The sequence below is a fragment of the Pseudoxanthobacter sp. genome, assembly GCF_036822375.1.
Taxonomy (GTDB): domain Bacteria; phylum Pseudomonadota; class Alphaproteobacteria; order Rhizobiales; family Segnochrobactraceae; genus Pseudoxanthobacter.
Map to the genome: position 1 here is coordinate 35,876 of NZ_DAISHT010000008.1, position 11,611 is coordinate 47,486.

An 11,611-nucleotide genomic window follows, 5' to 3' on the forward strand; every position below is an offset into this window, starting at 1 on the left:
CGGCCTGCCGAAGGCGGCTCCGGCCTTTGCGACGCGGCGTGGCCGCGGCGGCCGGGCGGGGGCCTGTTGAGCGTGCCGGGGTCGCCTGTTGTGGCGGCGCTCCGGCTGAGTGGAGAGGCCCCGATGGGCATTGATCGCCGGTCCTTTCTCGCCCTTGCGGGAAGCCTGCCGCTGCTGGCGGCGACGCCCTTTGCCGGGGCAGAGCGCCTTGGCGCGGTGGCGCGGTCGGCCGATGGCGAGCCGCTTTATGCCACCTGCTGCCAGTTGCCGGACGGCGGCTTCGCCGTAGCGCTCATCGATGCCGCGGGCCGCGTGCACGGGCAGGCGGCGCTGACGGGGCGGGGCCATTCGCTGGCCGTCGATCCGGGCGGGGCGTTCGTGGTGGCCTTTGCCCGCCGCCCCGGCACCTTTGCGCTGGCCATCGATGCGGCAAGCGGCACGGCGCGCCACGCCTTCACCACCCCGGCGGACCGCCATTTCGAGGGCCACGGCGTGTTCTCGCCGGATGGCCGGCTGCTCTATGCCTCCGAGAACGCCTATGAGGAGGGCACGGCGGTCGTCGGCGTCTACGATGCCCGGGCCGGCTTTGCCCGTGTCGACGAACTGCCCGGCCACGGTCTGGGCTCGCACGAGATTCTGCTGTCGGGCGACGGCCGCACGCTGATCGTGGCCAACGGCGGCATTCTCACCCACCCCGACTATCCCCGCGCCAATCTCGATCTTGCCGGCATGGAGCCGTCGGTGTCGTGGATCGACCGGCAGAGCGGCGACCTGCTGGCCCGCAGCGACCCGCCGAAGGCGCTGAACCAGCTCTCGCTGCGCCACATGTCCACGGACGGCAGCGGCCGCGCGTGGATCGGCTGCCAGTGGATGGGCGACAAGCGCGAGGCCGTGCCGCTGATCGTCACCCACAAGGCCGGCGAGGACCTTGCGTTCATCGAGGTGCCGGAAGAGGTGCGGGTGGGACTCGGGCAATATATCGGTTCTGTCACCTGCAACGCGGCCGGCACGCGCATGGCGATTGCCAGCCCGGTCGGCGGCACGGTGATCGTGTTCGATGTCGCCAGCCGGCAGATCGTCGGCCGGCGCGCGCTGGCCGATGGCTGCGGCGCCGCGCAGGTGCCCGAATCGGGCTTCCTGCTGACGAGCGGCAAGGGCGACGTGATCCTTGAGCGCGACGGGCGCACGGTGGAGGCCAGCGTCAGCGACATCTCATGGGATAACCACATCCGACGGCTCTGACAGGGCGGCTTCCGGCCGCTGCCGTCCGCGGCTAAGGTCGCTGCCCGCCCCTCAGGGGCGGTTGCCGTCCCCCAAACGGAGCCGATGCCGTGACCGAACCCCTGCCGCTCTCTCTGGCCGATATCGAAGCCGCCCGCGCCCGCCTTGCCGGCGTCGCCACCCGCACGCCGCTGCTGCCGGCCACCGACCTCGGCGCAAGCCTCGGGGCGCGGGTGTTCGTCAAGGCGGAGTGCCTGCAGCGCACCGGCTCCTTCAAGTTCCGCGGCGCCTATAACCGCGTTTCCATGATTGCCGATGCCGACCGGGTGCGCGGTGTCGTGGCGTGTTCGTCCGGCAACCATGCGCAGGGCGTGGCGGCCGCGGCGGCGCTCTATGGCGTGCCGGCCACCATCGTGATGCCGCGCGATGCCCCGGCCACCAAGATCGCCCGTACCCGCCGTCTCGGGGCGGACTTGGTGCTCTACGACCGTGAGACCGACGACCGCGAGGCCATCGCCAACGCCATCGCCGCCCGCAACGGGGCGACCTTCATCCACCCTTATGACGATCCGGGCGTGATGGCCGGGCAGGGCACGGTGGGGCTTGAGGTGATCGACGATCTCGCCGCCCTCGGCCTCGTGCCGGATATCGTGCTGGTGCCGGCCTCCGGCGGCGGCCTGACGGCGGGCGTTTCGGTGGCCATCCACAGTGCCGCGCCGCAGGCGGCGATTGCCACCTGCGAGCCGGCCGGCTTCGACGACCACGCCCGTTCGCTTGCCGCCGGCACGCGGCAGAAGAACCCGGCGGTGACGGGCTCGGTCTGCGATGCGCTGATGGCGCAGACGCCGGGCCGCATCACCTTTGCCGTCAACAGCCGCCACCTGTCCGGCGGCCATGCCCTCGGCGATGACGAGGCGCTGGCCGCCGTGGCCTATGCGGCGCGCGAACTGAAGATCGTGGTGGAACCGGGCGGGGCCGTGGGCCTTGCCGCGCTGCTGTGCGGCCGGGTGGATGCCGCCGGCAAGACCGTGGTGATCGTCGCCTCCGGCGGCAACATCGACGATCATGTGCTGGCGCAGGCCCTGCAGGACTGAAACGGGCCGGATCGGCGGGCGCAGCCGGGCGGGCTTCTCCCGCCGCCCGGCCGCCCCTCAGCCCCTCAGCCCCACAGCTCCGGCTGCGGCGGATGCACGAGCGACCCCTCGTAGAGGAGACCCGGCGCGCGGTCGCGGGCCAGCAGAAGCGGCCCGTCGAGATCGACGAAGGCGGCCTGCCCGGCCAGCAGCAGGGCAGGCGCCATGGCCAGCGAGGTGCCCACCATGCACCCGGCCATGATGGCAAGGCCGCAGCGCCGCGCCTCGGCGGCGATCGCCAGGGCCTCGCTCAGGCCGCCGGCCTTGTCGAGCTTGATGTTGACGGCATCGTAGCGGTCGGCAAGGGCGGCGACGTCGCCGGCCACATGCAGGCTTTCGTCGGCGCACACCGCCACCGGCCGGCTGCCGCGCAGGGCGTTGTCGCGGCCGGCGGGCAGCGGCTGTTCCACCAGCGCAACGCCGGCGGCCCGGCAGGCGGCGAAGTTTTCCGCCAGCCCGCTTTCGTCCCAGCCCTCGTTGGCATCGGCAATGAGGGTGGCGTGCGGCGCGCCGGCACGCACGGCGGCGATGCGGGCGGGGTCGCCGGCTGCGCCGAGCTTGATTTTCAGCACCGGGCGGCCGGAAGCCGCGGCAGCCGCCCGGCCCATCGCCTCCGGCGTATCGAGCGACAGGGTGTAGGCGGTTACCACCGGCGCGGGCTCGGCAAGGCCGAGCAGGCGGGCGGCGGAAAGGCCGCGCGTCTTGGCCTCCAGATCGATCAGCGCACAATCGAGGGCGTTGCGGGCGGCCCCGGCCGGCAGGGCGGCGGCAAGGCCGGCGCGGTCGAGGCCGGCGGCCACCAGCGGCGCGGTTGCGGCAAGGGCGGCGGCCACCCCCTCCACGCTCTCGCCGTAGCGGGCATAGGGCACGCACTCGCCGCGGCCGGTGATCCCGCCCGATTCGATTTCGGCAACCACCACAACGGCTTCCGTCTTGGCCCCGCGCGAGATGGCGAAGCGGCCGGCAATCGGGAAACGTTCGGTGGCCACGCGAAGACGGCGGCCGGCAGGGGAAAAGTCTGAGGTCATGAGGGCGGACTCCGCTGTGCCGGACGGGTGGGGCCGATTTCCCGCCGGTGTGGCCCGCGGCGCCTCGACGCCGGCGCTCCGACACAGTAATAGGAATTCAGGCCGCCGCGGCAAGAGCGCGGGCGGCGGGTGCGCGAAAGGGCCGGGCGGGAGAGGCTGGCGGATATGAGCATTGCCGTCGACCGGCAACCGGAACTCGATCTTCAGCAGGATGCCGCCGGCGGGCCGGCCCGTGTCGTTGTGCATGTGCTGGGCGACTGGCTGGTGGCCAGCGGCCACACCGGCGAACGCGCTGTGGACGACATTGCCGTTCCGGCCGGTGCCGCCGTCACGCTCGACTGCAACGCCATCGGCGCGCTCGACACCTCCGGCGCCTGGCTGCTGCACCGCCTGATGACGCGGCTGGCCGATGCCGGCCATGCGGTGGCCCTCGCCGGTCTGTCGAAGCCGCGTCGGGATCTGCTGCGCGAGGTGGGGCACTGCAAGCCCGAGCCGTTCGCCGCCCCGGGCCACGGCATCACCCTGACCGGCATGCTGGAGACGGTCGGCCGCATCACCATGGGCGTGCTGGCCGATGCGGCCGCGGTGACCAACGTGCTCGGCGCCTTCGTGCTGTCGCTGGCGGGCCTGCTTATCGGCCGCACGCGGCTGCGCGTTGCCTCCGTCGTTTCCAATCTCGACCGTGTCGGCCTCGGCGCGGTGCCGATCATGGTGCTGATGTCGTTTCTCATCGGCGGCATCATCGCCCAGCAGGGCGCCTATTATCTGCGCACCTATGGCGCGGATCTTTATGTCGTCGATCTCGTCGGCGTGCTGGTGCTGCGCGAGCTGGGGGTTCTGCTCACCTCCATCATGGTTGCCGGCCGTTCCGGCAGCGCCTTCACCGCCGAAATCGGCTCGATGAAGATGCGCGAGGAGATCGACGCCATGAAGGTGATCGGCGTCGATCCCATCGACGCGCTGATCGTGCCGCGCCTGCTGGCGCTGATGATCGCGGTTCCGGTCCTGACCTTCATTTCCGATATGGCGGCACTGGCCGGTGCGGGCGCGCTGATGTGGGCCTACATGGGCATTCCGCCCGATGCCTTCATCGTGCAGCTGCAGGTCGCCGTCGATATTCCCACACTGATGATCGGCCTCTACAAGGCGCCGATCATGGCGCTCATCATCGGTCTCATCGCCTGCGTGGAGGGCATGAAGGTGGGCGGCAGCGCGGAATCGCTCGGCCGCCAGACCACGTCGTCGGTGGTGAAGGCGATCTTCATGGTCATCTTCGTCGATGGCATCTATGCCGTGTTCTTCGCCGGGCTCGGGATGTGAGCCGATGGCGGGCGCATGCAGACCAGAGGCGGGGAGAGAGGCGGGGGCACCGGGCAGGCCATGACAGACGCAGCCGCCACCCCCGCGCAGGACACCGCACCGCCGGAGTTCGAATCCGTGCCCGAGGGCCGCGAGGTCATCATCCGGGCGCGCGGCATCAAGGTTTCGTTCGGCCGGCAGACCGTGCTCGACGGGCTCGATCTCGATGTCTATCGCGGCGAGGTGCTGGGCTTCGTGGGCGGCTCGGGCACCGGCAAGTCGGTGCTGATGCGCACCATCCTGCGCCTTGCCCGCAAGCAGGCCGGGGCCATTGAGGTGTTCGGGCGCGATCTCGATACGCTCGCCGATGCCGAACGTCAGGCCATCGAGCAGCGCTGGGGCGTGCTGTTTCAGATGGGTGCGCTGTTCTCGTCGCTGACGGTGAAGCAGAACATCCAGATGCCGATGCGCGAGCACCTCGATCTCAGCCCGCGGCTGATGGACGAACTCGCCTGTCTGAAACTCGATCTGGTGGGGCTGCCGGCCAATGCAGCCGACAAGTTTCCCTCCGAGCTGTCCGGCGGCATGGTGAAGCGGGCGGCGCTGGCCCGTGCACTGGCGCTGGACCCGGAAATTCTGTTCCTCGACGAGCCGACCTCGGGGCTCGACCCCATCGGCGCGGCCGATTTCGACGATCTCATCGCCAGCCTGCGGGAGACGCTGGGGCTGACGGTCTATATGGTGACGCACGACCTCGACAGCCTTTATTCCATCTGCGACCGCATCGCCGTTCTGGGCGAAAAGCGGGTGCTGGTGGAGGGAACGCTGGACGATATGCTGGCGTTCGACCACCCGTGGGTGAAAGCCTATTTCCGCGGCGTGCGCGGCTCGCGCCTGTTTGCCTCGGGCGCCGCCCGGCGGCGCTGAGGCAACGGCACAACGGACGTGCCGGCCGGGCCGCAGCGGATGCGGCCGGGCCGGCGGTGTTTTTTTCAGACGCGGACGACCGGCCGGGCCGCAGGCCCGGTCTGCCCCCGCAGCAAAACGGGCCCCTGGCCCGGTGTTTCGAGAGGCGCCGATGGAGACCCGTGCCCACTATGTAACGGTCGGTACCTTCGTGCTGCTGGTGCTGTTTTGCGCCATGGGCTTCGTTTACTGGCTTTACAAGGCGCAGGACACGTCCGGCAACGTGCCGGTGGATGTCGTCTTCAAGGGATCGGTCGCCGGCCTCAGCGTCGGCGCGCCGGTGTTCTTCAACGGCCTCAGGATCGGCACGGTCGCGGCCATTTCGTTTTCCGATCAGGCCGAGCCGGTGGTGGTGGTGCGCGCCATGGTCAGCCCGACCGCGCCGCTGCGGCAGGACGTGCACGCGGAACTGGGCTTCCAGGGCATCACCGGCATTGCCAACCTGTCGTTCACCGGCGGCTCGCCGGGCTCGCCGTCGCTGTTCGACGAGAAGGGCGTGCCCACCATCGAGGCCAACCGTTCGGCACTGGAAGACCTGATCAGCAATGCCCGCCAGACGCTGCGCAAGGCCGACGACACCATGGCCACGGTCTCTCAGCTGGTGCGCGACAATGCCTCTTCGGTCACGCGCACCATCCAGAACGTGGAGCGGTTCTCCTCGGCGCTGGCGGCCAACTCCGACGGCATCCGCGATTTCATGGCGCAGGCGACCCGCGTCGCCAATGTGCTGCAGGGGGTGGCCGACGACCTCGGCGCCATTCTGGCGCAGGGCAACAAGCTGATCGCGCAGGTGACGCCGCAGGACGTGAAGGTGATCGTCGGCAACGTGCGCAAGTTCTCCGACAGCCTCGGCCAGTCGGGCACGCAGATTCAGGCGGTGATCGATCAGGTCCGCGCCACGGCGAACGATCTGCAGGCCTTCACCGACAACCTCAATACCACGCTCACCGACGTGCACGGCATCGTGAAGGCGGTGCCGGCGGCCGACATCACCCGCATCGTCCAGAGCGTCGATTCCATGACGAGCCGCCTTGCCGCCCGCGGGCCGGATATCGAGGCCATGATTACCGATGCGCGGGCCACCGTGGCCTCGGCCCGCTCCTTCACCCGTTCGCTCGACGGCAAGGGGCCGGAGGTGGATTCCATCCTCGCCGACACCCGCCAGACCATGGCCAATCTCAATGCCGCCTCGCAGAAGCTCTCGCCGCTGCTCGGCAATCTCGACGGCATGCTGAAGGGCGGCGACGGCAAGGGGCTGGTTCAGGAGGCCACCGCCACGCTGCGTTCGGTGCGGCGGGCGGCCGACACCATCAACGGCCAGCTTCCGGCCATTATGAGCTCGATCGGCCGGTTCAGCGCCACCGGGCTGCCGGACCTGACGGCGGCCATCGGGCAGTTGCGGCAGACGCTTTCCACCATCCAGACGGCGGTGCAGGGGCTGGAGCGCAATCCCAACCGCATCATCTTCGGCGGCTCCAGCCAGCCGGTTTTCCAGCCCAACCGGCACTGAGGAGCGAGCGCGATGGCAAGGCGGCACGGGCCGGCAGGCAGCAACGGCAACAGGGGCGACAGCATGGGGCAGGGCAGTTTCAGTGCGGCGGGCTTTGCCCGGTCCGGGCGCACCGTCGCCGTTCTGCTGGCGGCGGCGGGCGCGCTCGGCGCCTGTGCGGTGCCGCCGCCGCGCGCCCTTTTCGATCTGCAGTCGCTGCCGGTCGCCGCCGCTCCGGCGCCGGTCGCCACGGCACCCGGCACCCCGGCGGTGCGGCGGGCGGCGGCAAGCCCGGTGCAGGTGCTGGTGCCCGAGCCGCGTGCGCTGGCCGCGCTCAACACCGATTCCATCGCGGCGAAATCGGCGCCCGGCGAGATTTCCTATTTCCCCCGCGTGCTGTGGGCCGACCAGCTGCCCAAAGTGGTGCAGGCGCGTATCGTCGACAGTCTGGAAAACTCCGGCCGCATCCACGCCGTCGGCGTGCCGGGGCAGGGGCTGGCCATCACCGATCAGGTGCTGGTGGATATCCGCGCCTTCCAGTTCGAAGCCTACCGCGGCCGGCGCGGCGTGGTGGAGCTGGCGGTGCAGGTGATGGACGACCGCAACGGCCGGGTCGTGGGGGCCCGCGTGTTCCGCGCGGTTGCGCCGGCAAAGGGCGAGGGGCCCTCGGCGGCCGTTGCTGCCATGGATGCCGCCCTGCAGCAGGTGCTGCAGGAGATGGTGCCGTGGATCGGTTCTCTGGTCTGACAGTCGGGTCGTGAGGGCCGCCGCGGACACGGTTGCGGGCGGTGGCCGCGGTGCTATCGTCGCCCGCGCCTGACGTTTTTTTTCCGGCGCGCTGCGCCGGCCACTGGCTGCCCCGGGCTGCAAGGCTGCGCCGCGGGGCCGGAGCCCTGCCCGATGACTGACGATTCTGCCCGCGATTTCGCCTTTCTCACCGCTCTGGCGGCCGATGCCGCGGCGGCGGCGCTGCCGCACTTCCGCGTCGGCATTGCCGCCGACAACAAGGCCGGGCCCGGCGCCTACGATCCGGTGACCGAAGGCGACCGTGCCACCGAGGCGGCCATCCGGGCGCGCATCGAGGCGGCGTTCCCCGACGATGCCATTATCGGCGAGGAGTTCGGCACCGCGCGGGCCGGGGCGCGCCACACCTGGATCGTCGACCCCATCGACGGCACGCGCGCCTTTCTGGCCGGCCTGCCGCTGTGGGGCACGCTGGTGGGGCTGGTGGAAGACGACCGCGCCGTGCTGGGTATGATGTCGCAGCCCTTTACCGGCGAGATGTTTCTCGGCGACGGCGGACGGGCCGAATGGCGCCGTGGCGGGGCGGTGCTGCCGCTGGCCGCGCGCAGCGGGCGCAGGCTGGGCGAGGCGCTGATGATGTCCACCTCGCCGCATCTTTTTGCCGGGGCGGATGCGGCGGTCTTCGCGCGCATGGTCGGCGCGGTGCGCGACATACGCTATGGCGGCGACTGCTACGCCTATTGCATGCTGGCGGCCGGGCAGGTCGATCTGGTGGTGGAGTGCGGTCTCAAGACCTACGACATCGCGGCGCTGGTGCCGATCATCGAGGGTGCCGGCGGCGTGGTGACGACATGGGACGGGCGGCCGGCGAAGGATGGCGGGCGCATCGTGGCGGCGGGCAGCGCGGCGCTTCATGCCGAGGCGCTGGCGCTGCTGAACGCCTGAGCGGGCCGGGTTGCAGACGGGGGAAACGGCCATGGATATCACGATGCGGCGGGCCGGATGGCGGCTCGGGGCGCTCGTGCTGGCGGCGGCGGTGGCCGGCTTGCCGGCGCGGGGGCTGGCGGCGGATATCTGCGACAGCGACAGCGCCGATCAGGCCACGCTGAACCAGTGTGCCGAGCGCGACCGGGCGGCGGCCGACCGGGCGCTGAATCAGGTGTACCAGCAGGTCGTGCAGCGGCTGTCCGGGCCGGACCTGCAGGACCGCCGGAAGGCGCTGGTGGCCGCCCAGCGGGCGTGGGTCGCCTTCCGCGATGCGCAGTGCCGGTTCGACACCGTCGCGGTTGACGGCGGCAGCGCCTCCGGCATGGTCTCCGCGGGCTGCCTGACCGGCCTGACGCAGGCCCGCACGGCGCGGCTGAAAACCTACCTCGCCTGCCAGGAAGGCGACATGAGCTGCCCGGTGCCGCCGGCGCCCTGAAAGCAGGCTGCCGCGGCCGGTCAGCCCCGGCCGCGCCGGGCTGCGAAGGGGCGGACCTGCGCCGACAGCCAGTTGGCGATTTCGGTGCGCCGCGCAGCCCGCTCCAGAACCACCGCTCCCAGACCCCAGCGCCATGCGATATCGCGGCGCGGGCTGTCGCCGCCGAGCGCCGTCATGTCGGCCACCAGTGCATCCACCGCCGCGTCGTCGCGGGCAAAACCTTCTGCGATCAGGATCGGCCGGTAGCGCGCCAGCATGGCGGCGAGGTCGGAGAAGTCATATTCGGGGTGGTATTGCACGCCCCAGAACAGGCCGTTGCCGAAGCGGATTTCCGCCGCCTGCACCGCCGAGACCGCGTTGCCGGCGGTCACCACCATGCCCGGCGGGCGGGTCTCCACCTCGTCGAGGTGAATGGCGGGCACGTCGAAGGCGGCGGGCCGGCCGGCATGGAGCGGATGGGCGCGCCCTTCCGCCGTCAGCCAGACATTGCGGGCAAGCGCCACCTCCCGCCCGCGCGGGTTGGGGCGCACGCTGCCGCCGGCGGCAACGGTGGCCACCTGCAGGCCCCAGCAGGAGCCGAAGAACGGCACGCCTGCCGCGAACACGGCCCGCGCCAGCGCGATCTGCGCGGTGATCGGCGGGGTGAGATCGTAGACATTCAGCGCCGAGCCGGTGATGGCGATGCCGTCATAATCGGCGAGCGCAGCCGGCGCTTCGGCCGCGCCGGGATCGGCCGGGGTGACGATATCGACCGCGGCGCCCGGTGCCAGCGCGCGCAGCACGGCGGCATAGCCGGCGGCCGGCGTGGTGCCGGTCATGGCCGCCACGCGCGCCGCCTGCGCGGCAACATTGCCTTCGACGACGAGCAGATGCAGAGCGGCCATGCTTCCTCCGACGCAGGGCCGGCGGTGACAGCCACAGTCACGGCTGCCGGTACCCATGGCGCAATAAATGCCGCGTTGGCGCCGGCCGGGCAAGACCGGCGCCGGCAAGAGCGGTGCGGCAAGACCGGTGCGGCAAGACTTGCGAGGCAAGACTGGTGGGGTTGGGGCGACAGAGCACGACCGCTGCGGCAAGACCGGTGCGGCAAGACCGGCGCGGCAAGACTGGAGCAGCAAGGCCGGCGTGACAGGATCGGTCAGGCGCCACCGGCGACGCAAGAATTCTGAGACAGATCGGGGCGGTAAGACCGGGGCGGCAAGACTTGCGAGGCAAGACCGGTTTACAAGACCGGCCTGCCGGCCCGGCTGGGGCGACAGGGCACGACCGCTGCGGCACAATCGGCGTGACAGCACCAGCGCGACAGAATCCGCTGCAGGACCGGCGCGGCCGGACCGGCAGCGAGTTGAGGGGGCGAGGCGGGGCGGGGCTCATCCACGGTGCGACGGAAATTCCGGCCCGCTAGCCGTTGAACACGGCGGCGGAGGCCGGGGGGCGCGCCGGAGCGGCGGACAACGGCAGCCAGCCAGCGCCGGCGGGGTGCGATTCCCCGCCGTCCGCCGTCCGCCGTCCGCCCGCCGAGCCGGGTGTCCCCAATGTTGTCCCGAAAGCCGGTTGCCGGCACCGGGGCCCCGGTGCCGCGCGGGCGCCCGGTGCCGGAGCGGCGCGGACCTGACCGGCGGGGCACGGCCGGCGCCGGCGCCTGGCCGGCACAGCCGCGTTGCCGCATCCGCCGCGCCGCGGATGGCAGGCAAAACAAAGGCCCCGCGCCGGGGATACCGGCGGCGGGGCCCTGTTTTTCGGGCACGTCCGAGTGGAGGCGAGGCGGATGTGAGTGGGTCGCTATGGACCCGAAGTTCCGGCGCAATCGCCTTGATTGCTGTGCCCTTGATCAGATTTTAAATCTGCTAAATCTTCGTTCTCTCAGGTTCAATCAAACCGGGACAGTGTAAATCCCAAGTGACCTCCCGCATAGAGAAGTTGAGAGCCTTGCAAATGCCCTTGATCTGGTTGTGCGCCTGTGCAGACCACCTTGCAGAAGGTGTCAGAGGCGCTTATTCGTCTGAGCCGGCGGCGTCATTTTCTTAACCTCCGTGCTGTCTCTGCCAGACAAATGTTGCGCCTTTCCGGATTCGAATCAAGTGATTTCTTCAGCCGTCGAAACAGGCCGCCGGCCACGGTCCGGCCCGGCGCGGGAAGCCGCGGAGGCGGGCACAAAAAAAGGAGCGCCCCGGAGGGCGCTCCCTGAAACGAACCCGTTTCGCCGGCTGGCAGGCTGCGGCGGGCGTGTAGTCCCGCCCGCAGCCCGCGACCTGCGATCAGGACGAGTAGTACATGTCGTACTCGACCGGATGCGGGGTCAGCTCGT

General features: G+C 70.7%; 10 protein-coding genes. 8 read left to right on the top strand and 2 right to left on the bottom strand.

Annotated features, from left to right (window positions below; translation table 11 throughout):
- Positions 1–123 precede the first annotated feature (123 nt).
- Entirely contained in the window at positions 124–1,242 is a 1,119-nt protein-coding gene (locus tag V7067_RS02085; protein WP_334174209.1) for a DUF1513 domain-containing protein, read from the top strand.
- Positions 1,243–1,331: 89 nt separating this feature from the next.
- Positions 1,332–2,315 carry a threonine/serine dehydratase gene (locus tag V7067_RS02090; RefSeq protein WP_334174210.1) on the top strand — a complete coding sequence of 328 codons (984 nt, stop codon included), beginning with the start codon at positions 1,332–1,334 and terminating at the stop codon, positions 2,313–2,315.
- A gap of 65 nt (positions 2,316–2,380) precedes the next feature.
- Here V7067_RS02090 and dgcA read toward each other — a convergent pair whose 3' ends face one another.
- Positions 2,381–3,382, bottom strand: a complete 1,002-nt coding sequence (gene dgcA / locus V7067_RS02095) for an N-acetyl-D-Glu racemase DgcA (protein WP_334174211.1) — start codon at positions 3,380–3,382, stop codon at positions 2,381–2,383.
- A 165-nt stretch (positions 3,383–3,547) separates the two neighbouring features.
- On the opposite strand from dgcA, the gene V7067_RS02100 reads away from it, so the two are divergent.
- The 6 genes from V7067_RS02100 to V7067_RS02125 all read left to right on the top strand — a co-directional run bounded on the left by V7067_RS02100 (position 3,548) and on the right by V7067_RS02125 (position 9,303).
- Entirely contained in the window at positions 3,548–4,702 is a 1,155-nt protein-coding gene (locus V7067_RS02100; protein WP_334174212.1) for an ABC transporter permease, read from the top strand.
- Positions 4,703–4,762: 60 nt separating this feature from the next.
- On the top strand, positions 4,763–5,608 hold the full coding sequence (locus V7067_RS02105; protein ID WP_334174213.1) for an ABC transporter ATP-binding protein: 846 nt from the start codon (positions 4,763–4,765) through the stop codon (positions 5,606–5,608).
- 151 nt (positions 5,609–5,759) lie between these two features.
- Positions 5,760–7,157 carry an MlaD family protein gene (locus V7067_RS02110; RefSeq protein WP_334174214.1) on the top strand — a complete coding sequence of 466 codons (1,398 nt, stop codon included), beginning with the start codon at positions 5,760–5,762 and terminating at the stop codon, positions 7,155–7,157.
- Positions 7,158–7,169: 12 nt separating this feature from the next.
- Positions 7,170–7,883: an ABC-type transport auxiliary lipoprotein family protein gene (locus V7067_RS02115; RefSeq protein WP_334174215.1), complete on the top strand. Its 714-nt coding sequence runs from the start codon at positions 7,170–7,172 to the stop codon at positions 7,881–7,883.
- Positions 7,884–8,036: 153 nt separating this feature from the next.
- Positions 8,037–8,825 carry a histidinol-phosphatase gene (gene hisN / locus V7067_RS02120; protein WP_334174216.1) on the top strand — a complete coding sequence of 263 codons (789 nt, stop codon included), beginning with the start codon at positions 8,037–8,039 and terminating at the stop codon, positions 8,823–8,825.
- Between the two features lie 31 nt (positions 8,826–8,856).
- Entirely contained in the window at positions 8,857–9,303 is a 447-nt protein-coding gene (locus tag V7067_RS02125) for a lysozyme inhibitor LprI family protein (protein WP_334174217.1), read from the top strand.
- A gap of 20 nt (positions 9,304–9,323) precedes the next feature.
- On the opposite strand, the gene V7067_RS02130 is transcribed toward V7067_RS02125, so the two are convergent.
- On the bottom strand, positions 9,324–10,187 hold the full coding sequence (locus V7067_RS02130; protein WP_334174218.1) for a type 1 glutamine amidotransferase: 864 nt from the start codon (positions 10,185–10,187) through the stop codon (positions 9,324–9,326).
- Positions 10,188–11,611: the final 1,424 nt, after the last annotated feature.